General features: G+C 72.5%; 17 protein-coding genes and 1 other RNA gene. 12 read left to right on the top strand and 6 right to left on the bottom strand.

Features of this window, described 5'->3' with window-relative positions:
- Window positions 1-2: 2 nt before the first annotated feature.
- Window positions 3-1,382 carry an ABC transporter substrate-binding protein gene (locus IE244_RS00195; protein ID WP_191870579.1) on the bottom strand — a complete coding sequence of 460 codons (1,380 nt, stop codon included), beginning with the start codon at window positions 1,380-1,382 and terminating at the stop codon, window positions 3-5.
- A gap of 164 nt (window positions 1,383-1,546) precedes the next feature.
- Entirely contained in the window at window positions 1,547-5,686 is a 4,140-nt protein-coding gene (locus tag IE244_RS00200) for an FHA domain-containing protein (RefSeq protein WP_191871361.1), read from the bottom strand.
- A gap of 301 nt (window positions 5,687-5,987) precedes the next feature.
- Between IE244_RS00200 and IE244_RS00205 the strand changes: the two genes are divergently transcribed.
- The 4 genes from IE244_RS00205 (at window position 5,988) to IE244_RS00220 (ending at window position 11,582) form a co-directional block, all read left to right on the top strand.
- Window positions 5,988-7,679, top strand: coding sequence for a serine/threonine-protein kinase (locus IE244_RS00205; RefSeq protein WP_191870580.1), 1,692 nt, complete (start codon window positions 5,988-5,990; stop codon window positions 7,677-7,679).
- Window positions 7,680-7,822: 143 nt separating this feature from the next.
- The gene (locus tag IE244_RS00210; RefSeq protein WP_191870581.1) at window positions 7,823-9,046 is read left to right on the top strand and encodes a serine/threonine-protein kinase; all 1,224 of its coding nucleotides are present in this window, start codon (window positions 7,823-7,825) and stop codon (window positions 9,044-9,046) included.
- Window positions 9,047-9,158: 112 nt separating this feature from the next.
- Entirely contained in the window at window positions 9,159-10,265 is a 1,107-nt protein-coding gene (gene prfB, locus IE244_RS00215) for a peptide chain release factor 2 (RefSeq protein ID WP_031159389.1), read from the top strand.
- Window positions 10,266-10,559: 294 nt separating this feature from the next.
- The gene (locus IE244_RS00220; RefSeq protein WP_191870582.1) at window positions 10,560-11,582 is read left to right on the top strand and encodes a hypothetical protein; all 1,023 of its coding nucleotides are present in this window, start codon (window positions 10,560-10,562) and stop codon (window positions 11,580-11,582) included.
- Between the two features lie 93 nt (window positions 11,583-11,675).
- On the opposite strand, the gene IE244_RS00225 is transcribed toward IE244_RS00220, so the two are convergent.
- Window positions 11,676-11,867 carry a hypothetical protein gene (locus tag IE244_RS00225; RefSeq protein ID WP_191870583.1) on the bottom strand — a complete coding sequence of 64 codons (192 nt, stop codon included), beginning with the start codon at window positions 11,865-11,867 and terminating at the stop codon, window positions 11,676-11,678.
- 244 nt (window positions 11,868-12,111) lie between these two features.
- Between IE244_RS00225 and ftsE the strand changes: the two genes are divergently transcribed.
- The 5 genes from ftsE to ssrA all read left to right on the top strand — a co-directional run bounded on the left by ftsE (window position 12,112) and on the right by ssrA (window position 16,096).
- Window positions 12,112-12,801, top strand: coding sequence for a cell division ATP-binding protein FtsE (gene ftsE, locus IE244_RS00230; protein WP_031159396.1), 690 nt, complete (start codon window positions 12,112-12,114; stop codon window positions 12,799-12,801).
- A 33-nt stretch (window positions 12,802-12,834) separates the two neighbouring features.
- A complete protein-coding gene (gene ftsX, locus IE244_RS00235) occupies window positions 12,835-13,752 on the top strand; it encodes a permease-like cell division protein FtsX (protein WP_191870584.1) in 918 nt (305 codons plus the stop codon).
- A gap of 67 nt (window positions 13,753-13,819) precedes the next feature.
- On the top strand, window positions 13,820-14,992 hold the full coding sequence (locus IE244_RS00240; protein ID WP_191870585.1) for a S41 family peptidase: 1,173 nt from the start codon (window positions 13,820-13,822) through the stop codon (window positions 14,990-14,992).
- Window positions 14,993-15,075: 83 nt separating this feature from the next.
- Window positions 15,076-15,618: an SsrA-binding protein SmpB gene (gene smpB / locus IE244_RS00245; protein ID WP_229853947.1), complete on the top strand. Its 543-nt coding sequence runs from the start codon at window positions 15,076-15,078 to the stop codon at window positions 15,616-15,618.
- A gap of 109 nt (window positions 15,619-15,727) precedes the next feature.
- Window positions 15,728-16,096: a transfer-messenger RNA gene (gene ssrA, locus IE244_RS00250) on the top strand.
- Window positions 16,097-16,185: 89 nt separating this feature from the next.
- Here the strand turns inward: ssrA and IE244_RS00255 are convergent.
- Window positions 16,186-17,379: an MFS transporter gene (locus tag IE244_RS00255; protein ID WP_191870586.1), complete on the bottom strand. Its 1,194-nt coding sequence runs from the start codon at window positions 17,377-17,379 to the stop codon at window positions 16,186-16,188.
- Between the two features lie 84 nt (window positions 17,380-17,463).
- On the opposite strand from IE244_RS00255, the gene IE244_RS00260 reads away from it, so the two are divergent.
- The 3 genes from IE244_RS00260 to IE244_RS00270 all read left to right on the top strand — a co-directional run bounded on the left by IE244_RS00260 (window position 17,464) and on the right by IE244_RS00270 (window position 21,208).
- A complete protein-coding gene (locus IE244_RS00260) occupies window positions 17,464-18,441 on the top strand; it encodes a LysR family transcriptional regulator (RefSeq protein WP_191870587.1) in 978 nt (325 codons plus the stop codon).
- A gap of 143 nt (window positions 18,442-18,584) precedes the next feature.
- Window positions 18,585-19,961 carry a nitrate/nitrite transporter gene (locus IE244_RS00265; RefSeq protein WP_191870588.1) on the top strand — a complete coding sequence of 459 codons (1,377 nt, stop codon included), beginning with the start codon at window positions 18,585-18,587 and terminating at the stop codon, window positions 19,959-19,961.
- 86 nt (window positions 19,962-20,047) lie between these two features.
- Window positions 20,048-21,208 (top strand): uroporphyrinogen-III synthase, encoded by a 1,161-nt coding sequence (locus IE244_RS00270; RefSeq protein WP_191870589.1) that lies wholly within the window; start codon window positions 20,048-20,050, stop codon window positions 21,206-21,208.
- A gap of 72 nt (window positions 21,209-21,280) precedes the next feature.
- Here IE244_RS00270 and IE244_RS00275 read toward each other — a convergent pair whose 3' ends face one another.
- A complete protein-coding gene (locus IE244_RS00275; RefSeq protein WP_191870590.1) occupies window positions 21,281-22,741 on the bottom strand; it encodes an FG-GAP and VCBS repeat-containing protein in 1,461 nt (486 codons plus the stop codon).
- A 124-nt stretch (window positions 22,742-22,865) separates the two neighbouring features.
- Window positions 22,866-23,387: an anthrone oxygenase family protein gene (locus tag IE244_RS00280; protein ID WP_229853892.1), complete on the bottom strand. Its 522-nt coding sequence runs from the start codon at window positions 23,385-23,387 to the stop codon at window positions 22,866-22,868.
- Window positions 23,388-23,451: the final 64 nt, after the last annotated feature.

Genomic DNA, 23,451 nt, shown 5'->3' on the forward strand with positions numbered 1-23,451 from the left:
GATCAGCTCCCGCTTCCGTACGCGGCCGCCGCGTCCTTCTCCAGCTTCGCCTGGGCGCCCGCCAAGTCCGCCGGGTTCTTCAGGAAGTCCTGCAGGTCCTTCCACTCACCCTTGCCCGGGGTACCGCCGAAGGCCTGCGGGGCCTGGTCGGACATGTCGAAACGGAAGTCGTCGCCGGACGCGATCAGCGCCTTGGCGATCTTCTGCTGCACCGCGTTCGGGTACGCCGTGACGGCCACGTTCCTGTTCGGCGAGAGATAGCCGCCGAGCTTCGCCTGGATGGTCGCCGCGTCCGGGGAGGCGAGGAAGGTGGCCAGGGCCTGCGCCGCCTTGGAGTCCTTCAGGATCACCGCCGCGTCACCACCGGAGACCACCGGCGCGGTGGAGCCGACCGCCGGGAACGGGAACACCTTCGCGTCCGTGCCCACCTTCGCCTTGGTCTCCCCGATGTTGACCTGGACGAAGTCACCCTCGTAGACCATCGCGGACTTCGGCTGGTCACCGCCGGTGAAGGTCTGGGTGACCGAGGCCGGGAACTCCGTCTGCAGCGCGCCGTCCTGGCCGCCCGCGAGGTATTCCTTCTTGCCCCAGAGCTGCGCCAGCGTCGTCAGCGCCTGCTTGACCGAGGGATCCGTCCACTTGATCTTGTGCTGCGCGAGCTGGTCGTACTTCTCCGGGCCCGCCTGGGACAGATAGACGTTCTCGAACCAGTCCGTCAGCGGCCAGCCGTCCGCGCCGGCCACCGAGAACGGCGTGACACCGGAGTCGTACACCGCCCGCGCCGTGCCCAGCAGGTCCTTCCAGGTCTTCGGCTCCTTGGCGCCCGCGCCCTCGAAGACCTTGGCGTTGTACCAGATCAGCGACTTGTTGGCGGCCTTGTAGTAGACGCCGTACTGCTTGCCGTCGACCTTGCCGATGTCCTGCCAGCCCTGCGAGTAGTTCTTCCGCAGCTCCTTCAGGGCCTCGGGCCCGAGCGGCTTGGCCCACCCCCGCTGTACGGCCTGCCTGATGGCGCCGGGCTGCGGCAGCAGCGCCACGTCCGGCGGCTGGCCACCGGCGATCTTCGAGCCGAGGAAGTTGATGATCGGGTCCTGGGCGGGCACGAAGGTGACCTTCGCGCCGGTGCGCTTCTCGAACTCCGCCAGGACCTGCTTGAAGTTCTTCTGCTCCTGACCGGTCCAGACGGCGGCGATCTCCAGACTGGCGCCGTTCAGCTTCGGCAGGCTGACGGTGGAGCCGGTGGCCCCGCCGGTCTTCTCCCCGCTGCCCTTCCTGTCCTTGTCACTGCTGGAGCAGGCGCTGAGCGCGAGGGCTCCCGCGAGCAGCGCGGCGAGTGCGGTGACGGTCCTGTGGGTCCGGATGGTGCTGCTCTTGCTGCGCATCACTTCCCCGTTCGTCGTTCTCCGTTGAACGTCAGAACTGTGTCCGTGCGCTCCGGTGTACGCCGGGCTGCACAAGCGCGGCAAGAGCGCCTGCGCCGTCCGGCGGCTCATCGTGACCGGCTCGTGATCAGGGAGGTATGCGTACCGATTGCGGCTGGTTCCGCTCAGAGCAGCGAGGGAACCTCCGCCGCGGACACCTCCCGCGCCGCACGCTGCACCGCGCTCGCCAGCAGGGCCAGGTCGGTGGGGCCGTTGCCCAGCTCCCGTACGGGCCGGCGGGCCGGCGGGTCGCCCATGCGCTGCCAGTCCAGCGGGACGACCGTGGGCCGCTGGGTCGCGGTGCGCGGGATACGGCCCGTCACCCGGCCGCCCTGGAAACCCACGGCCCGCCCGTCGGCGTACACCAACCGTCCTCGCCCCGGCACCGGCTCCTCCGGCCCCTGCTGCGGGGCGTCGAGCTGGGCCCGCAGCGTGGCCCGCCGCGCCGGTTCCGTCTCCGCCGTACGACCCCCCGTCCCGGCCGCCGCCACCAGATGCACACCCAGCCGCTCGCCGTCCCGGGCCACCGCCTCCAGCGCGCGCATCACCGACCCGGCGGCGGGGCGGCCCGGCGAGCCGAGCGGGGGCGAGACCAGCGCGTCCAGGTCGTCGACGACGACCACGAGCCGGGGCAGCGGCGGTACGGCCTCGGCATGCTGCCGCGCGGCCGCGCCCGGCCGCAGCCGCAGGGTCGAACTGGGCGGCGCCTCTATGTCACCGTTCGAGGGGGTGCGCTGCGGCACGATCCGGCCCGACACCTCACGCCCCGTGTGCCACCGGGTGAAGTCCGAGCGGCCCAGCAGCTCCGCCCGCCGCTTCAGCTCGGTGGCCAGCGACTGGGCGAACTCCCGCATCCGCACCGGGTCGTTGGCCACGAGGTGGGTGGTGACATGCGGTATGTCGGTGCACATCCGCAGGCCCTCACCGTGTGCCGCGCCCGTCCCGACGCCGTCCCGGCCGTCGATCAGCACCACGCCCAACCGGTCCGGCCGCTCGGCGGCGGCCAGCGAGGCCACCACGGCCCGCAGCAACTCCGTACGACCGCTGCCGGCCGGCCCCTCGATCAGCAGATGCGGTCCGTCGGCCACCAGATCGGCGGTGAGCGGCCCGCGCGGTCCGGCACCGAGCACCGCCCGGGCCCGTCCGCCCAGCGCCTGCGGGTCGTCCGTCGCGTCCGCCCAGCGCGCCATCAGTGACGCCGGGGTGGCCCGGGCCAGCCCCAACTCGTCCAGCAGCCGCGCCGACTGCGGCAGCGGCGTGGCCACGCGGGTGTCCCGCTCGCCGGCCGGGGTGTCCGGCCGCAGCGGTGCCAGCGCCCGCGCGAACCGCTCCGCCCACGCGGGGGACACGGCGTCGACGGTGGCCGGCGAGCCCGGTCCGACCGGCCCGCTCGGCGCCACCCGCATCAGCTGCAGTGCCGTCGCGACATCGCCGCTGAGCAGCGCCACGGCACCGCAGTGCCGGAACGTCGGCGTCACCGCGCACGCGGCCTCGTACGTCAGGGACACCGGGGAGGCGGGCGAGGCGGGCTCGGTCTCGGCGAGACACACCACATGGATGCCGGCCCGCGGCCCGGCGGAGGCGAGTCGCGCCACGGCCTCCCGCAGCGCGGTCCCTCCGGGGTCTCCGTCCACGACGACGACGGTGTAGGGCCCGGGGAACCCGCTGCCCGCGCCGAGCCCCGCCTCCTCCCTGGCCCAGGAAGGGCGACGGGCGACGTCGCCGGTCCGGGCGGTGGGCGCGGCCGAGGGGTGGTGCGGCGGGGCGGGGTCCCCCGGGTGGCCGGGGCCGAGCTCCGCGGAGACGGGCGCGGGGGTGCCGGGCCGGCCGGAGAGGGGGCCTGGGGCCGGGGCGGCGGGGGTTTCGGAGGGGTGTGGAGGGCCGGCGTGGGGACCGGAGCCGGAGCCGGGGGCGAGGTCGGTGGGAGCGCCGGGGGCCCCGGAGGGGTGCGCCGGGCCGCCGGGGTGACCGGAGCTGCCGGACGGGCCGGCGTGCGCGGGGGCCTCCGGGAAGGGACCTGGTGCGGTGGCACCCGGGCGGATGTGGGGCGCGGCCGCACCGGACGGGTCGCTGGGCGCGGGGGTGCCGTGGACGTTGGCGGGGGCCGGGTGGGCGCCAGGGGTGCCCAAGGCGGGGCCTGGTGCGGAGGCTCCCGGACGGATGGGGGGCGCGGCCGCGGGAGACGGGGCGGGGCTGTCCGGGAAAGCGCCCTGTGCGGCGGGGGCCGGGCGTGGGCCGGGCGTGGCGGACGGCTCGCCGGGAGCGGGGGCGGCCGGCACGGTGCCGGATGCCGGGACGCGGCCGGGGTGGGCCGCGCTTCGGCCGGTCGCCGCGTGGTCCTCCACCCGGCGCAGCAGCTCCTCCGTGCGGGCCGCCGCCTGTTCGCGGTCGTAGGCGAGCAGCAGCCGGCAGTCCTGGCCATGGGCCGGCCGGACGTGCGGGAGCCAGCCCAGCCAGGACCACTCCGCCGTGCGCTCCTCCACGGGACGGGCGCGGTCGGCACTGATCAGCACGATCTCCAGCAGGTCGGGGGAGTGCAGCGCGGCCAGCTGCGCCAGCACCGCGCGGGTCAGCCCGGACAGCCGGGGGCGCGGACCGGCCAGGCCCAGGGCGCCCGCCTCGCGCAGCGCCGCCGTCACGGGCACCGCGGGCAGCAGTCCGGAGCCGTCCGGCGTGCTTCGGTCGGCCGTGCCGAGCCGCACGGTCAGCACCTCCGCATGGTCGGGCCCGCGCTCCCACAGCCGGGGCCCGGGACCGAGCGCCGTCAACAGCAGCGCGGCCGGATCCGGCCAGGTCTCGGGCTGCTTGCGGGCCAGGGCGGTCGGGCCGGCGCCGGCGCGGGAGGCGGGGGCCTCGTACGTCCCGGAGCCGGCGGGCTGCTCCCCACGCCCGCCGGTCAGCTTGCGCGCCCAGGCACCGAGCCCACGCCGCCGTCCGCCCTGGGGGATGCCGGTGCCCCGCACCGGGGCGCCTTTACGGCCGGAAGCGCGCGGATCCTCGCCGGGCTCGGGCCGGCCGCCCGCCGGGCCCTGTTGCGGCGCACCGGCGTACGGCTCCGGGGCCCCCGGGTTCGGTCCGCCGACGCCGAAGCGCCCGGCGTGCGTGTCCGCGCCGCTCCGGTTCTCGATCGCCGGAGCCGCGGCCTGGCCCGGCACCACCCCCGGCTCCCGGCGCCGGTGCTCCAGCCCCCCGCCACCGGAGGCGCCCCACCCGGCGGAGTCGTAGCCGTGCTGAGCCGGGCCGACGGGAGGCACCTCCCCGACATCCGCCCCCGCCCCGCCACGGCCACCAGCGACCGGCCCACCGGCCCAGCCGGCATCCGCGGACGCCGCGCCACCAGGGCCACCCGCGCCCGCAGGCGCACCCTCGGTCCCACGTGCCTCACCGGCCCCGGCCGAGGCCGCCCGCGCCCCGCCAGGGCCACCAGCGACCGGCCCACCGGCCCAGCCCTCATCCGTGGACGCCGCCCGCGCCCCCGCGGAGCCACCCGGAGCCGCCGACGGGGCTCCGCTCCCGCCGGGGCCACCCGACGGCGGTGCCTGCACGGGAGGCGCGGGCGGGAAACCGGGTCCAGACCCGGACCCCGACACACCCGCTCCCGCAGACGCTTCCCGGACCACCCGAAGGCACCCCTCACCGTCGGAGACGACCCGCGCCCCCGGCCCCCCGGACGGAGCAACCCGCAGCGCGGACTCGCCGACCCGCAGCAAGCCCCCGGCAGGGAACCGCACCGGACGCGAGTCCACCCGCACCCCGTCCAGCGTCGTCCCGTTCGTGGAGTCGAGGTCGGCGACCGAGACGCGCCCGTCCGCGCCGACGGTGACCGCGCAGTGCAGCCGGGACACGTCGGGATCGTCCAGCGGCACGTCCGCCTCGGCCGAGCGGCCCACGGTGATCCGGCCGCCGTGCAGCAGATGGACCCCGCCCGCGTCCGGGCCCGCGACGACACGCAGCTGGGTCGGTGCGTCGGCCGGCCCGGGATGCGGCTCGGCGGCCGCCGGGGCGCCCAGGGACAGCACGGCACCGTCGACCAGGGGAGGCTCGCCGAGGGTGCAGCGGCGCGGGTCGAGCCGTTCGGTGCCGGCGTACAGCACGACGGAGGTGGAGGCGTCGCGGCCCTCCCCGGTGACCGCACCGGCCAGCGCCGAGACGACCGCGGCCAGCTCCGTGCCCGTGGGCGCCGTGACCAGCACGTCGCGGCTTGCGGCGCGGCCCCGCTGCGGGGACGGGCCCAGCGGGTCTACGACGGTCAGCCGGATCTGCATCCCCACCCCAACACGAGCACGTCGGCCAGTACTGAAAGGCATCCTCGCACCTGCCACTGACAGCGCGCCCGGAACCCGAGGACAAGTGATCTTGATTGGTCGGCTCTGCCCCCAAAAGTGCCTGACCATGCGGCTACCGGCGATCACTTGAGATCGGTCACGTCCGGTCCGGGCAACCAGCGGACCGGGACGTGCGTCTTTCCGTCGAGCCCCTGACGCCCCGGAGAGCGGCACTACAGTGGGTCGGAACAAGCGGAATGCAGGCAAGCAAGCATCAGCAAGCAATCAGGGAGCGCGTGACGTGCGGCCAGTCGGCAGCAAGTACCTGCTTGAGGAGCCGCTCGGACGCGGCGCCACGGGCACCGTCTGGCGTGCCCGCCAGCGCGAGACCGCGGGGGCCGAGGCGGCCGTACCCGGGCAGCCCGGCGAGACGGTCGCGATCAAGGTCCTCAAGGAGGAGCTGGCGAGCGATCCGGACATCGTGATGCGCTTCCTGCGTGAGCGCTCCGTCCTGCTCCGCCTGACCCACCCGAACATCGTCCGGGTCCGCGACCTGGTCGTCGAGGGCGATCTGCTGGCGCTGGTCATGGACCTCGTCGACGGCCCCGACCTGCACCGCTACCTGCGTGAGAACGGCTCCTTCACACCGGTCGCCACCGCGCTGATGACCGCGCAGATCGCCGACGCGCTGGCCGTGAGCCACGCCGACGGCGTCGTCCACCGCGACCTGAAGCCCGCCAACGTCCTGCTCATGCAGCAGGACGGCCAGATGCACCCGATGCTGACCGACTTCGGCATCGCCCGCCTCGCCGACTCCCCGGGCCTGACCCGCACCCACGAGTTCGTCGGCACGCCCGCGTACGTGGCACCGGAGTCCGCCGAGGGCCGCCCGCAGACCTCCGCCGTGGACATCTACGGCGCCGGCATCCTGCTGTACGAGCTGGTCACGGGCCACCCGCCGTTCTCCGGCAGCACCGCGCTGGAGGTCCTGCACCAGCACCTGAGCGCCGAGCCGCGCCGCCCCTCCACCGTCCCGGACCCGCTGTGGACGGTCATAGAACGGTGTCTGCGCAAGAACCCCGAGGAACGTCCGAGTGCCGAGAACCTCGCGCGCGGCCTCAGGGTGGTCGCCGAGGGCATCGGTGTGCACGCCAACCCCGCGCAGATCGCCGCGGCCGAGGGCGTCGGCGCGCTGCTCGCGCCGGACCCGGCCCCGGCCGCCGTCCCGGGTGCGCCCGGCGCCGCCGACCCCACCCAGGTGCTGCCGTCGAACGGGCCGCGGGGGGCGTACGACCCGAACGCCGCGACCAGTGTCCTGCCGCACACCGGCGGCCCGGTCGGCGCGGCCGACCCCACCGCCGTCCTGCCGAACACGGGCGCGGCGGACCCGACGGCGGTGCTGCCGAACACGGGCCCGCAGGGGCAGCAGCCCGAGCAGCCGCATCCCTGGCAGAGCCAGCTGGCCGCGGCCCGCGACCGCAACGAGCAGACGCAGGTCCAGCAGTTCCTGTCCCCGGAGGACGACCCGCTGCGCCACCGGCCCCAGCGGCAGGTCGCCAGGCCCCAGCAGCAGCCGCGCCAGGCCCCGCAGCCCCGCCCCCAGCAGCCGCAGCCGCGTGGCCGGCAGCAGGGGTACCAGCAGGGGTACGGCTACGCGCCCCAGCAGCCCCACCAGCCGCAGCAGTACGCCCCGCCGCAGCAGCCGCAGCGGTACGCGCCCCCCGCTCCGGAGCCCCAGCGGCCCGCGCGCGAGCCCCGCGCGCCGCGGCAGCGCAGTGCCAACCCGATGAAGATCCCGGGGCTCGGCTGCCTGAAGGGCTGCCTCTTCACGATCGTCATCCTGGTCGTGGCGAGCTGGCTGATCTATGAGCTGACCCCGCTGCACACCTGGATCGGCCAGGGCCGCAGCTACTGGCACGAGGTCACCCACTGGGTCCACCAGACCAGCAAGTGGATCAAGGACCTGAGCGGTTCCTCCGGTGGCGGCAACTGAGCGGACCGCGCACACGAACCCGCGGTAACAGACCGCGGGTTTGCGGATTTGTCGACATCTGGCGGGTGATTTCCGTCTCCGCGGTGAAGGTTGGCTCGCCGGACGCGTAGTTTTAACGACAACACGCGTCTGTAGGAGCAGCCTTGGCACGGAAGATCGGCAGCCGGTACACCGCCAACCAGATCCTGGGGCGGGGCAGCGCCGGCACGGTGTGGCTGGGCGAGGGGCCGGAGGGCCCCGTCGCCGTCAAGCTGCTGCGCGAGGACCTCGCCTCCGACCAGGAGCTGGTCGGACGCTTCGTCCAGGAACGCACCGCGCTGCTCGGCCTGGAGCATCCGCACATCGTCACCGTGCGCGACCTGGTGGTCGACGGCAACGACCTGGCCCTGGTCATGGACCTCGTGCGCGGAACCGACCTGCGCACCCGCCTGGAGCGCGAGCGGCGGCTCGCCCCCGCGGCGGCCGTGGCGATCGTCGCCGACGTCGCCGACGCGCTGGCGGCCGCCCACGCGGCCGGGGTCGTGCACCGGGACGTCAAGCCGGAGAACGTGCTCCTCGACATGCAGGGCCCGCTCGGCCCGGGCGGCGCGCACCCGGCGCTGCTCACCGACTTCGGCGTCGCCAAGCTGATCGACTCGCCCAAGCGGAACCGGGCCACGAAGATCATCGGCACGCCGGACTATCTGGCCCCGGAGATCGTCGAGGGCCTGCCGCCGCGCGCGGCCGTGGACATCTACGCCCTCGCGACGGTCCTGTACGAGCTGCTGGCCGGCTTCACCCCCTTCGGCGGCGGTCACCCCGGCGCGGTGCTCCGGCGCCACGTCACCGAGACCGTCGTACCGCTGCCCGGTATCCCCGACGAGCTGTGGCAGCTGATCGTGCAGTGCCTGGCCAAGGCGCCCGCCTCCCGGCTGCGCGCCTCGGAGCTGGCGGCGCGGCTGCGCGAGCAGCTGCCGACGCTGACCGGGATGCCGCCGCTGGACGTGGACGAGCCGGACCCCTCCGAGGAGGCCGCCGAGGAGCCCGCGCCGTCGGTTCCGCAGGGCGAGCCGGTGCGGCGGCGGGGCGCGGTGTCCCTCGTGCCCGGCGCCAAGCCGGACTCCAACCGGGACACGCACACGTCGATGCGGGTGCCGGCGCCGGACGAGCTGGCGGGCGGCGCGCACGGCACCGCTCGCGCGCCCCGGGCCACCGGTGCGCCGCGGCCGGGGTCGGCCCGGCACAAGGCCGCGGTGCGACGCCGGAGGGTGACCCTGGGGGTGGCCGGGGTGGTCCTGGCCGCCGTCGTGGGCGTCGGCGCGTGGTTCGCCTCTTCCGACGGGGACGACCACCCGGCGCCGGCCACCCACAGCACATCGACGCCGTAACCGTCGTGACCCGCACGTCGACGCCGTGGCCAAGGGCTTCCCGCCCGCCCGTCGGTCCCGGTCGGCAGGGAGGCGGGCCGGACCGCTTGCCGTAGCCGTTACGCTGGAAGGCGTGGCAGTCGTCGATGTATCCGAAGAGCTGAAGTCCCTCTCCTCGACCATGGAGTCGATCGAGGCCGTCCTGGACCTCGACAGGATGAGGGCAGACATCGCCGTGCTCGAGGAGCAGGCGGCCGCGCCGTCCCTCTGGGACAACCCGGACGAGGCGCAGAAGATCACCAGCAAGCTCTCCCACCTCCAGGCCGAGGTCAGGAAGGCGGAGGCGCTGCGCGGCCGGATCGACGATCTCGCCGTCCTCTTCGAGATGGCCGAGGAGGAGGACGACCCGGACACCCGCGCCGAGGCCGAGTCCGAGCTGACCGCGGTGAAGAAGTCGCTGGACGAGATGGAGGTCCGTACCCTCCTGTCCGGCGAGTACGACTCCCGTGAGGCGCTCGTCAACATCCGCGCCGAGGCCGGTGGCGTCGACGCCGCCGACTTCGCCGAGAAGCTGCAGCGCATGTACCTGCGCTGGGCCGAGCAGCGCGGCTACAAGACCGAGCTCATCGAGACGTCGTACGCCGAAGAGGCCGGCATCAAGTCGACCACCTTCTCCGTGCAGGCGCCGTACGCCTACGGCACCCTCTCCGTCGAGCAGGGCACGCACCGCCTGGTGCGCATCTCGCCCTTCGACAACCAGGGCCGCCGCCAGACCTCCTTCGCGGGCGTCGAGGTGCTTCCCGTCGTCGAGCAGTCCGACCACGTCGAGATCGACGAGTCCGACCTGCGGATCGACGTCTACCGCTCCTCCGGCCCCGGCGGCCAGGGCGTCAACACGACCGACTCCGCGGTCCGCATCACGCACCTCCCCACCGGCATCGTGGTCTCCTGCCAGAACGAGCGCTCGCAGATCCAGAACAAGGCCACGGCGATGAACGTCCTGCAGGCCAAGCTGCTGGAGCGGCGCCGCCAGGAGGAGCAGGCCAAGATGGACGCCCTCAAGGGCGACGGCGGCAACTCCTGGGGCAACCAGATGCGGTCCTACGTCCTGCACCCGTACCAGATGGTCAAGGACCTGCGCACCGAGTTCGAGGTCGGCAACCCCGAGGCCGTGTTCAACGGTGAGATCGAGGGCTTCCTGGAGGCCGGTATTCGCTGGCGCAAGCAGCAGGAGAAGTAACTTTGTCGACATGACAACTGCCGCCCCGGAGGCGGCAGTTGTCTTTTTGTCTGGGTTTTACGTCACACTCACAGGTGCCAACTTCCCCCAAACGCGACCCCAGTGGACATTGCGCCCGCAATGGCCTTGACGTTGCTTTGAAAAATCGGAAGGGTGAGGCGCGGCATGCGTACATCTGGGGCGCATGTGAACCGGGGGATCGAGACGCGTACTTCGTCGCCAGCTGCCTCCGTCGATCACGGCACGCCCCACGCGCCGCCTCATTGACGAACAGCTACTGGGGGTAGCAACCATATGACGAAGAAGACGCGGATCCGGGTCGCGCGGATAGCCGCCGGCGCCGTGATCGCGGCCGGTGCGTCCCTGACCGCAGCCGGCGCGGCTTCCGCCCTGGACTTCGATGTCCAGGCGGGCCCGATCAGCCTGGGTGCGCACACGAACACCGCTGACGACGGCGGCTGCCCGATCGCGATCTGCACCGGCGACAACGGTGGCACTGGTGACAACGGCGGTACTGGCGACAACGGTGGTACCGGTGACAACGGCGGTACCGGTGACAACGGTGGTACTGGCGACAACGGTGGTACCGGTGACAACGGTGGTACCGGTGACAACGGTGGTACTGGCGACAACGGTGGCAACGGTGACGTCACCATCGGTGGCGTCATCGCCGGCACCGACGGTGGTACCGGTGACAACGGCGGTACTGGCGACAACGGTGGTACTGGCGACAACGGTGGTACCGGTGACAACGGTGGTACCGGTGACAACGGTGGTACCGGTGACAACGGTGGTACTGGCGACAACGGTGGTACTGGCGACAACGGTGGTACCGGTGACAACGGTGGTACCGGTGACAACGGTGGTACCGGTGACAACGGTGGTACCGGTGACAACGGTGGTACCGGTGACAACGGTGGTACCGGCGACAACGGTGGCACTGGCGACAACGGTGGCACCGGCGACAACGGCGGTACCGGCGACAACGGCGGTACCGGCGACAACGGCGGTACCGGCACCTCCGGTGGCGGTGACACGGGTGGTCACAGCACCGGCGGCGGCTCCAGCACCGGTGGCAACAACGACACTCCGCAGGGCGGCAACAACAACGCCTCGCAGGACGAGGGCTCCTCGGAGCTCACCGACACCGGCTCCGACACCCAGGCTCAGGGCAAGGGCAACGGCAAGCAGCTCGCCGAGACCGGTGCCGGTCAGACCGCGTTCCTGCTCATCGGTGCCGCGACGATGATCGCCGGCGGCATCGGCTTCCGTGTCCTGCCGCGTCTGGCCAACGGCCGCGGCGGCGCTGCGGCCTGAGCGTAACCGCGCGGTCACACTGCGCGCGCATCACGCACACGTAAGGGCCCGGAGCTCGACGCTCCGGGCCCTTACGGGTTTCTCAGACTTTTCTCACACCGTCTGGTGCGCCAGCAGCGCCACCGCGGCGACCAGCACCGCCAGCAGCGCGATCAGCGCCATCGGGTTCACCCCGCCCAGGAAGCCTTCTTGCTGCAGTCGCTCGCGGTTGGCACGGCACACCGGGCACCGGCCCTCGCTCACGGGCGCCGCGCAGTTCGCGCACACCAACCGGTCGTACGTCATGCGCTCGCCCTCCTTGCACCGGTCATCACTTCTACAACGCTCACGGGAACGGGAACGTTCCCCCCTCCACTGTGCCAGGTTCGTGCAGCGCGTGCGCGGGGCCCCGAAGAGAGGGCCCAGGACGGACGCCGGGTGCCGGTACAAAAACGCACAAGCCTTACCCAACCTCGACCTGCGACTGCACTTGCGGACCTGGTTCGCGTATGGTCACGCTCATCTACCCCCGGCGACCCGTGGTGCATCCGTGATCCGATTCGACAACGTCTCCAAGGTCTACCCCAAGCAGACCCGCCCCGCACTCAGGGATGTCTCCCTGGAGGTGGAGAAGGGCGAGTTCGTCTTCCTCGTGGGGTCCTCCGGCTCCGGAAAGTCCACCTTCCTGCGGCTCGTCCTCCGTGAAGAGCGGTGCAGCCACGGCCAGGTGCACGTACTGGGCAAGGACCTCGCGCGTCTCTCCAACTGGAAGGTGCCGCAGATGCGCCGCCAGCTGGGGACCGTGTTCCAGGACTTCCGGCTCCTGCCGAACAAGACCGTCGCGGAGAACGTGGCCTTCGCCCAGGAGGTCATCGGCAAGTCCCGCGGCGAGATCCGCAAGTCCGTGCCGCAGGTGCTCGATCTCGTCGGGCTCGGCGGCAAGGAGGACCGGATGCCGGGCGAGCTGTCCGGTGGTGAGCAGCAGCGCGTGGCCATCGCGCGGGCCTTCGTCAACCGGCCCAAGCTGCTCATCGCCGACGAGCCCACCGGCAACCTCGACCCGCAGACCTCCGTCGGCATCATGAAGCTGCTCGACCGCATCAACCGGACGGGCACCACCGTCATCATGGCGACACACGATCAGAACATCGTGGACCAGATGCGCAAGCGCGTCATCGAGCTGGAGAAGGGCCGCCTCGTCCGCGACCAGGCCCGCGGCGTCTACGGCTACCAGCACTAAGCAAGTTCACGACGAAAGGCTCGACCAGACGCCATGCGCGCCCAGTTCGTCCTGTCGGAGATCGGTGTCGGTCTCCGCCGCAACCTGACGATGACCTTCGCCGTCATCGTCTCCGTCGCCCTGTCCCTGGCCCTCTTCGGTGGCTCGCTGCTGATGAGCGACCAGGTGAGCACCATGAAGGGCTACTGGTACGACAAGGTCAACGTCTCGATCTTCCTGTGCAACAAGCACGACGCCGACTCGGACGTCAACTGCGCCAAGGGCGCGGTCACCGAGGACCAGAAGAAGCAGATCCTCTCGGACCTGCACAAGATGACGGTCGTCGAGAAGGTCACCTACGAGTCGCAGGACGAGGCGTACAAGCACTACAAGGAGCAGTTCGGCAACTCCCCGCTGGCCAGTTCGCTCACGCCGGACCAGATGCAGGAGTCGTACCGGATCAAGCTCAAGGACCCGCAGAAGTACCAGGTCATCGCCTCCGCCTTCAACGGACGCGCCGGTGTGCAGTCCGTGCAGGACCAGAAGGGCATCCTGGACAACCTCTTCACGCTGCTGAACCTGATGAACCGGGGCGCGCTCGGCGTGATGGCGCTGATGCTGGTCGTCGCCCTGCTGCTGATCGTCAACACGGTGCGCGTCTCGGCGTTCAGCCGCCGGCGTGAGACCGGGATCATGCGCCTGGTCGGTGCCTCGGGCTTCTACATCCAGGCGCCGTTCATCGCCGAGGCCGCGGTCGCCGGGCTCATCGGCGGCGGGCTCGCCTGCGTGGCCCTGGTGGTCGGCCGGTACTTCACGATCGACCACGGCATGGCCCTGTCCGCGAAGCTCTCGCTCATCAACTTCGTCGGCTGGGACGCGGTGTTGACCAAGCTGCCGCTGATCCTCGCCACGAGCGTGGTGATGCCGTCGCTGGCGGCGTTCTTCGCGCTGCGCAAGTACCTGAAGGTGTGACGCACGCCAAGAGGGCCGTACGGGCATCCGGCCGTACGGCCCTTCGCGTTGTCCTAGACTCACCGCCATGTCAGGCCGAGACCTGTTCTGCCCGCCCCGCCGCGTCCGCCGCGGGGCCGCCCTGACATTGGTCTTCGCCGGCGTCCTGGTCGCCGGCGCCGCCACCGGGTCCTTCCCGGAGACCGGCGCCCCCCTGCGCAAGGCCGCCACCGGGCCGGCGCCCGCGGCCACCCGGCACGAGGACGTGCAGAAGGCCGCCGCCGAGGCGATGGCCGACGGCAAGTCCCCGATGGAGGCCGCCGAGCGGGCCGTCAGCCGCAGTGGGGACCGCTGGGGCGCCGTCTACTCCGAGGGCGAGTACCAGGAGTTCCAGGACGCCCTCGACGGCCGGTACACCGGCGTCGGACTGTGGGCGCGCAGCGACCGGGACGGCCGGATCGAGGTGACCCGGGTGCAGCCCGGCTCGCCGGCCGCCGAGGCCGGGGTCCGCAGGGGCGACCGGCTGCGCAGCGTCGACGGCAGCAAGGTCGACGGGCGGCCGGTCACCGAGGTCGTCTCCTTACTGCGCGGCGACGCCGACGACGCGGCCGCCGGTACGACCGTCACCCTGGGTCTGGAGCGCGGCACGCGCGCGTGGACCGAGAAACTGCGCCGGGCCAGCCTGTCCACCGACTCCGTGGCGGTGAGCAGACTGCCCGGCGGGGTCACCGTCATCAAGATCTCCGCGTTCACCAAGGGCACCGGGGGCGCCGTCCGCACCGCGGTACGGCAGGTCCCGGCCGACACCGGCATCGTCCTCGACCTGCGCGGCAACTCCGGCGGCCTGGTCACCGAGGCGGTGGAGACCTCCTCCGTCTTCCTCGACGGCGGCCTGGTCGCCACCTACGACGTCGACGGCGCCCCGCGCTCCCTGCACGCCGACCCCGGCGGCGACACCTCCCGACCGCTGGTCACCCTGGTCGACGGCGGCACGATGAGCGCGGCCGAAATGCTCACCGGTGCCCTGCAGGACCGGGGCCGCGCGGTGGTGATCGGCTCGCGCACCTTCGGCAAGGGCTCCATCCAGATGCCGACGAAACTCCCCGACGGCTCGGTGGCCGAGCTGACCGTCGGCCACTACCGGACCCCCTCGGGCCACGCCGTCGACGGCCGGGGCATCACCCCCGACCTGGAGGCGGGGCCGCGGGAGGCCCTGCCGAGGGCGGAGACGGTCCTCACGGGCCTGGGCGACCCCTCCTAGTCACACGCCGTGCGGCCCCCCGTAATCGGCTGTACTCACACCCCCTGTGTGGTGCGAAAATGGTCGGCACTATGAGCAAGGGAATGTACGTACCGAAGGAGTCCCAGCCCAAGCAGGGCGGCGGGGCCGCGAAGGCCAGGGACGGCGAGAAGGGCGGCAAGCGCAAGATCGTCGCCCAGAACAAGAAGGCCCGGCACGACTACGCGATCGTCGACACCTACGAGGCCGGGCTCGTGCTCACCGGCACCGAGGTCAAGTCGCTGCGCGAGGGACGGACCTCTCTGACCGACGGCTTCGTCCAGGTCGACCGGGGCGAGGCGTGGCTGCACAACGCCCACATCCCCGAGTACCACCAGGGCAGCTGGACCAACCACTCCGCGCGCCGCAAGCGCAAGCTGCTGCTGCACCGCGAGGAGATCGACAAGCTGGAGTCGAAGTCCCAGGAGACGGGTCACACGATCGTGCCCCTGGCCATCTACTTCAAGGACGGCCGGGCGAAGGCCGAGATCGCGCTCGCACGGGGCAAGAAGGAGTACGACAAGCGCCAGACGCTGCGGGAGAAGCAGGACCGGCGGGAGTCGGACCGGGCGATCGCGGCGGCGAAGCGGAGGCAGCGAGGCGTCTAGCCGGGTCGCCGGGAATAGGCTGGCATCGGCGTGCGTTGGTCACGTACGATGGCATCGCACTCCACAGAGGGTGCGCGCCCCCTCTCCGGAGGGATTGAAAAATCAACATGGGGATGATCGGTTTCGACAGCGGCTGTCGAAGCAGGGGAAGCGTGTCGAGGAAGCGGCAATGATCTCGTAAACCATATGTCGCAAAAAATAATCGCCAACACCAAGCGCGATTCCTTCGCCCTCGCTGCCTAAGTAGCGACTTGCGAAGTGTCAGCCCGGGGCTGTTCCCGACCCGGATCCTGGCATCAGCTAGGGGACTAAACCTTGATCCCGGTCACGGGGTGAAGAGGGAAACCAAACAGTGACTGAGCCCGTCGGCGACTTGTTCGCGTGATCGCCGGGGCCGAGAAAAGCGAAGCGAACTGCACACGGAGAAGCCCTGATTCCGCACCGTTGGACGCGGGTTCGATTCCCGCCATCTCCACCAAGCCCCTCCGGGGGCTCACCCCATGTGGGCAAGGCCCCGTCGCTTTCGAGCGGCGGGGCCTTCGCCATGGGGACCGCAGTGCCGTCGGCCTAGGGGCGTCCCCCGCCGGCGCGGGTGAGCCGGGCCAACCCCCCTGCGAGGGCGGCGGCGGACACCGGTACGGCGTACCCGAGCGTGGGGGACAGGTGCTCCGCCGCCCAGCCCCCCGTCGCCGAGCCGCAGGCGATCCCCGTGAGCAGGGTGGTCACCACCAGGCTCATCCCCTCGTTGAGGCGGTCCGCCGGGGTCCGCCGCTGCACCAGCGTCATCGCCGTCACCATCGTCGGCGCCGTCGCCATCCCCGCCACCAGCAGCGCCCCCGCCAGCACCGGGAGGGACCGGGTGGCGGCCGCGAGCCAGGGCAGCGTCATCAGCACGGCCATGGCCGCCAGACACCAGGAGAAGCGCACCCGCGCCCGCTCCCGCGCCCCGTACACCAGCCCCGCCACACACGAGCCCGCCGCCTGCAGCGCGAGGACCGCGCCGGCCGCCGTGCGGTGTCCCCGCGCGTCGGCGTACGCGATCGTGACCACCTCCATCGAGCCGAAGACCGCGCCGGTCGCGAGGAAACAGGCCAGCAGCGGCGGGATGCCCGGGCTGCGCAGCGGCGAGGGCGCCTGCGAACGGGCCCGCGGCGGCGGCTCGGTGGCCCGCTGCGCGGTGAACAGCAGCATGCCGGCCAGCAGCAGCACGGCACCCACGAGCGTGCCCGCCTCCGGGAAGAACGTGCCGGTGAGGAAGGCGGCCAGCACCGGGCCGAGCATGAAGCACAGCTCGTCCGCGGCCTGCTCGAAGGAGTTCGCGGTGTGCAGCGCGCCGGGGTCGGCACGCAGCAGATGGGCCCAGCGGGCGCGGGACAGGCCGCCGATGTTCGGGGTGGCCGCGGTGCCGGCGTACGCGGCGAACAAGGTCCAGTCCGGGGCGCCGTAGCGTACGCACAGCAGCAGCGCGAGGCTGCCGAGCACGGACGCGAGCGTGGCCGGTACGGCCACCCGGGCCTGCCCGTGCCGGTCGACGAGCCGGGCGATCCACGGCCCGGCCAGCGCGGTCGCCGCGAGACCGGTCGCGGTGACGGCACCGGCCAGGGCGTACGACCCCCGCGACCCGGCGATCATCACGACGGCGCTCACGCTGAACATGCCCATGGGCAGCCGGGCGAGGAGGTTGCCGGCGGTGAAGGCGCGGGTGCCGGGCAGGGCGAAGAGGCGGCGGTAGCCGCTGGCGGTGGGTATGACGGAGGGCATGGACCCACCCTCGCCCCGAGTGGATCAAGGGGTCCAACACCTTCCGGACGCCCATTCACGCACCTGTGTTGTAAGTTCCCTGCCATGCCCGGTCCCGCCCATGTCGAGCCCCGGCTCCTGCGTGCCTTCGTCACCGTCGCCGAGGAGTTGCACTTCACCCGTGCCGCGGCCCGCCTGTACGTCGCCCAGCAGGCGCTCAGCCGGGATGTGCGGCGGCTGGAGCGGGAGTTGGGCGCGGAGCTGTTCGTGCGGACGACCCGGCAGGTGACGCTGACCGCGGACGGCGCACGGCTGCTGCCGCACGCCCGGCGGGTCCTCGCCGCCGAGGACGACCTGCTCGCCGCCTTCGCCCCCGGCCAGTCGCGCCCGCTGCTGGTGGACATCAACTCGCCGGGCCTGGCGACCGGCCGCCGGGTACTGCGCCGGGCTCGTGAACTCGCCCGCGACTGCGAGCTGATGGCCCGCTACGAGAGCGGCCTGACCGGAGCCGCCGCGGAACTGCTGGCCGGCCGGCTGGACGCCTCCTTCGGCCGGTTCGCCGGCCTGGACCCGGCGCTGCGGTCCGCGCTGGAGCAGCAGCCGGTGCGCTACGAGCCGATGGCCGTCGTCCTGCCCGAGGACCATCCGCTGGCCGCCCTCCCCGAGGTACCGGTGTCCGCGCTGGCCGGCGAGACGGTGTACGCCGGTGCCGGGAACCCGCGCACCGGGGAGTGGACCGACCTGGCGTGCCGGCTCTTCGAGGGGCGCGGCATCCGGCTCGCCGCCCCCCTTCCGCCGGCCGTCGGGGACGAGGAGTTCGAGCGGATCATGGCCAAGACCCGTCATCCGGTGCTGGCCGTGGTGGACTTCCCGGCCCTGCCCCGCACGGTACGCCGGCCCCTCGTCGATCCCGTCCCGCTGTCGCCGGTCTCCCTGGTGTGGCGGAAGGGGCTGGCCCACCCCGCGCTGGACGCGCTGCGCCGGGCGGCGGCCGAGCTGGCCCGGACGCACGGCTGGCTGCGGCGGCCCGCCGAGGGATGGATTCCAGCCGCCGACGGTGAGGCCATGAGCGCCGCGGGATGACCCTCACCGGGCGTCGGATCCCCGAGTGAGAGCAAAGTTCCCTCGCGGTCACCCACAGCCACAGGCAGGAAACGCGCCCTCCCTACCTTCGGGCTCAGGCAGTCGTACGGCAGACCGAGCAGCCCGGATCCCGTGGAGGCGTGATGACAGCTCCAGCCCCAGCCCCAACCCGTCGCAGTGGCCGCTGGATCGAACGCTGGGACCCGGAGGACGAGGGGTTCTGGAAGGCGGGCGGGGAGCGGACCGCCAACCGGAACCTCTGGTTCTCGGTGCTCTCCGAGCACATCGGCTTCTCGATCTGGACCATGTGGTCCGTCCTGGTCCTCTTCATGGGCCCGGAGTACGGCCTCACCCCCGCCGACAAGTTCCTGCTGACCTCGGTGGTCACGCTCGTCGGCGCAGTCGTCCGCGTGCCCTACACCTTCGCCGTCGCCGTCTTCGGCGGCCGCAACTGGACGGTGATCTCGGCGGGCCTGCTGCTCGTCCCGACGGTCGCCGCGTTCACCGTGATGAAGCCGGGGACGTCCTTCACCACGTTCCTCCTGGTCGGCCTCCTGGCCGGCATCGGCGGTGGCAACTTCGCCTCCTCCATGACCAACATCAACGCCTTCTTCCCGCTGCGGAAGAAAGGCTGGGCACTGGGTCTCAACGCGGGCGGCGGCAACATCGGCGTGCCCGTCATCCAGCTCGTGGCCCTCGCGGTCATCGGCGCGAGCGGTGGGCCGCGCGTGCTGCTCGGCATCTACATCCCGCTGATCGTCGTGGCCGCCGTGTGCGCCGCCTCCTTCATGGACAACCTGGCGACGGTGAAGAACGACACCGGCGCGGCCAAGGACGCCGCCCGGGACGCCCACACCTGGATCATGTCCTTCCTCTACGTCGGCACCTTCGGCTCCTTCATCGGCTACAGCTTCGCCTTCGGCCAGGTCCTGACGATCCAGTTCGGCCGCACCCCGCTCCAGGCGGCCTACCTCACCTTCATCGGCCCGCTGCTCGGCTCCCTGATCCGCCCCCTCGGCGGCCGGCTCGCCGACCGGTACGGCGGCGCCCGCATCACCCTGTGGAACTACGTCGGCATGGCCGCCGCGACGGCTGTCCTGATCGTCGCGAGCACCCAGAAGTCACTGCCGGTGTTCGTGTCCGTCTTCGTCGTCCTGTTCGTGCTCAGCGGCCTCGGCAACGGCTCGACGTACAAGATGATCCCGGGAATCTTCCAGAACAAGGCCCTGGCCAAGGGCCTGACCGGGGAAGCGGCCGTGGCCCACGGCCGTCGGCTGTCCGGTGCCTCCATGGGCCTGATCGGCGCGGTCGGCGCGCTCGGCGGCGTCGGCATCAACCTCGCCTTCCGCCAGTCCTTCCTGTCCTACGGCACCGGCACCGGAGCGTTCGTGGCCTTCCTCGCCTTCTACGCCCTCTGCTTCACGGTGACGTGGGCCGTATACCTTCGCCGCCCGGCGGGGCAGGCTGTGACAGTGGCGGCTTCGGAGACGAAGACGCAGCTCAGCTACGCGGAAGTCTGACGTAACACCGGTGACATCAAGCCGAACCGAGCCTGTCACGCGCCGTTGACAGGCTCGTTCGGCGTGCCGGTCAGCTAGGAGAGCCCATGTACGACGAAGAGCAGCAACCCGGAGCCCCTGAGCACGGTCCGCTCGCGGGATTCACCGTGGGCGTCACCGCCGCGCGCCGGGCCGACGAGCTGGGCGCCCTGCTCCAGCGGCGCGGTGCCGCCGTCCTGCACGCCCCCGCGCTGCGCATCGTGCCGCTCGCCGACGACAGCGAACTCCTCGCCGCCACCAAGGAGATCATCGACCAGGTGCCGGACGTGGTCGTGGCCACCACGGCGATCGGCTTCCGGGGCTGGATCGAGGCCGCCGACGGCTGGGGGCTCGGCGAGCACCTGCTCGGGCGGCTGCGCGGCGCGGAGCTGCTGGCCCGGGGCCCCAAGGTCAAGGGGGCGATCCGGGCGGCCGGCCTGACGGAGGAGTGGTCGCCCTCCTCGGAGTCCCTGGCGGAGGTGCTGGACCGGCTCCTGCAGGAGGGTGTCGACGGTCGCCGTGTCGCCGTCCAGCTGCACGGTGAGCCGCTCCCGGGATTCGTCGAGTCCCTGCGGGCCGGCGGGGCGGAGGTCGTCCCGGTGCCGGTGTACCGCTGGATGCCCCCGGAGGACATCACCCCGCTGGACCGCCTCCTGGACGCGACCGTCAACCGGGCCCTGGACGCCCTCAGCTTCACCAGCGCCCCGGCCGCCGCGTCCTTGCTGACCCGCGCCGAGGACCGGGGCCTCCTGCCCGAGCTGCTGTCGGCCCTGGCCCACGACGTCCTGCCGGCCTGCGTGGGCCCGGTGACCGCGATCCCCCTGCAGGCGCACGGCGTGGACACGGTCCAGCCGGAGCGCTTCCGCCTGGGCCCCCTCGTCCAGCTCCTCTGCCAGGAACTCCCGGGCCGCGCCCGCGCCCTGCCGGTCGCCGGCCACCGGGTGGAGATCCGCGGCCACGCGGTCCTCGTCGACGGCGCCCTGAAGCCGGTCCCGCCGGCGGGCATGGCGTTGCTGCGGGCGCTGTCCAGGCGGCCGGGCTGGGTCGTCCCCCGGGCGGACCTCCTGCGCGCGCTGCCGGGCGCGGGCCGTGACGAACACGCGGTGGAGACGGCGATGGCCCGCCTGCGCACGGCCCTCGGCGCACCGAAGCTGATCCAGACGGTGGTCAAGCGGGGCTACCGGCTGGCCCTGGACCCGGCGAGCGACGCGAAGTACGCGGACGCGTAGCGGTCGGCGAAGGCCGGCCCAGGCGTCCGCGTACACCCGCGCGAGGCGACGCGGCGGCGACGCGCCGGACGGTCAGCCGGTGAACACGCCGAACTCGTTCCCGGCCCACGCGAGCTGGGAGTCGACCGGAGGCTTCACCACGCGGGTGGGCGTGCTCCCGGCGACCTTGCCGTCCTTCGTCCCGACCGACCACACCTCCGGCGTGTCCGCCTGGACCGGCAAGGTGATCTCGGGTTGCCTGTCCCCGTTCAGGTCGGTGATCCTGAGCAGGTGGGGGATGCGGTAGACGCCGGCCGGGCGGGGCAGGCCGGCCGCGTTGTAGCCGTAGAACGCGGCACCCGTGCCGGTCACCCCCTTGGCCGAGCCCCTGAGCACGTACATGCCGCCCCCGCTGATGGAGCAGTGTTCGCAGGTGGGGTGTCGCTCGCCGGGGGCGCCGACGACCAGATCGGCGTAGCCGTCCCGGTCGAGGTCGCCCGCGGCGATGTCGGCGCCGAAGTTGTCCCCCGCCTCCACGCCGCCCGGGATGCCGGTGCTGTCCTCGGTGAACACCTTGGTGCTGCGGTTCTCGTCCACGCCGCCGGAGGCGCCGTAGCTGATCTGGATCCGGCCCGCGCGGCGCTCGGCACCCGTTTCGTACGCCGGGTCGCCCACCGCGATGTCGCCGTACCCGTCCTTGTCGAAGTCCGCGATCGCGACGCTCTCGCCGCCCGGGACGGTGGCCGCGGTCCGGCGCAGCCCGGACGCGCCGCCGAGCAGCACCCGGCCCCGCCTGCGGTTCTCGCCGAGCACCACGAGGTCGTCGGTGGTGCCCTTGTTGATCCGGCCCACGGCCAGCCGCTTCTGGGCGTCGCGGTAGAGGAACGAGGCGCCCACGTCCACCGGCTGGACGGAGGCGGGCGAGCCGTCCGCCTTGAAGGGGCCCCGGAACAGGCGGATCGACGTGGAGTAGCCGACGATCAGGTCGGTCTTCCCGTCTCCGGTGAAGTCGCCGGCCTTCAGTACCGCGCCGAACCCGGGCGCCGTGTCGCCGCCGGGCATCCGGGTGCCGCCCTTGAGGCCGGTGGGGCCGCCCCAGAGCAGGGTGACCTCGTCGACGTTCTGGGACTGCGAGGCGACCGCGAGGTCCGCGTAGCCGTCGCCGTTGAAGTCGCCGTCGGCGAGCGTCCGGCCGAACCGGTGGTCCTGCCCCGCGTCGCCCGGCACGCCCGGGCTGTTCTGGGTGACGGCCTTCAGGCCGGTCTTCTGGGCGCCGTACTTCGAGCCGTACGAGACGGTGACGTAACCCGCGTTCAGGGCCTTGGCGGGGTTCCCGTCCGGGCCGGAGACGTTCACCGCGCCGTCCGGGGCGCCGATCGCGAGGTCGTGGTACCCGTCACCGTTGAAGTCGTCGGCGTACCGGGTGGGCGCGGGACCCGTGGTGGTGGCGGCCCGGGCCGGGATGCCGGTGGAGACCAGCAGGCCCCCGGTGAGAGCCGTGATCGTCGTGGCCGCGGCGGCGATCACGACGGCGTGACGGAGGTGGCTGCGCACGTCCGTTCCCCCCATGTGAGAACTCGGTTGGTTGCACCCTCAAGACCCCTGACGGATCAGAACGGTTGTGCGGATCTTTGTGTCCGCCCGGCAAGGGTCGCGCGCGTGGTCACCGGGGCCCCGGCTACGCGGAGCGGCCAGGACGGCCGTGCAGCGTCAGTGCACGGGCCAGGAGGCCCAGCGCCAGCGTCGAGCCCAGCGCCCGCACCACGTTCCACGCCACCCAGGGGCCCTCGAAGCGCGCGCGCAGAGCGGAGGGGGCGCCGTTCGCCGCAAGGGCGTTGTTCAGCGGGATGTTGAACGCCATCGTGACGAGGAAGACCAGGGCGTACGACAGCAGGGCCGCCTGGACCCAGCGGGCGCGGGGGGTCCGGCGCAGTTGCCACGCCGACCATCCCGTCAGCAGCGGTGCCCCCATGAAGCTCAGGAAGAACACCGGGTTCTGGATGACGGTGTTGATGTTCCGCATGACCTCGACGTACGTCCGGTCGTCGCTGCGGGCCAGGGCCGGCATCACCGCGCAGGCGAAGATGTAGAAGACCCCGGCGCTCAGGCCCGTGGTGATCGTGGCCGCGATCAGCACGGTGGTGCCCGTCGGTGCCGTCCTCGCCGTCGTCGTCGTGCGTGTGTGCGTCGTGTGCGTCATGTCTCCAGCCAACCGGGGCACACCGCTCCCGGACATGGCCGAGGCGCGCGGTTGCATGCGTGTG

Origin of the sequence: Streptomyces filipinensis (assembly GCF_014649495.1) — a bacterium.
GTDB lineage: Bacteria > Actinomycetota > Actinomycetes > Streptomycetales > Streptomycetaceae > Streptomyces > Streptomyces filipinensis.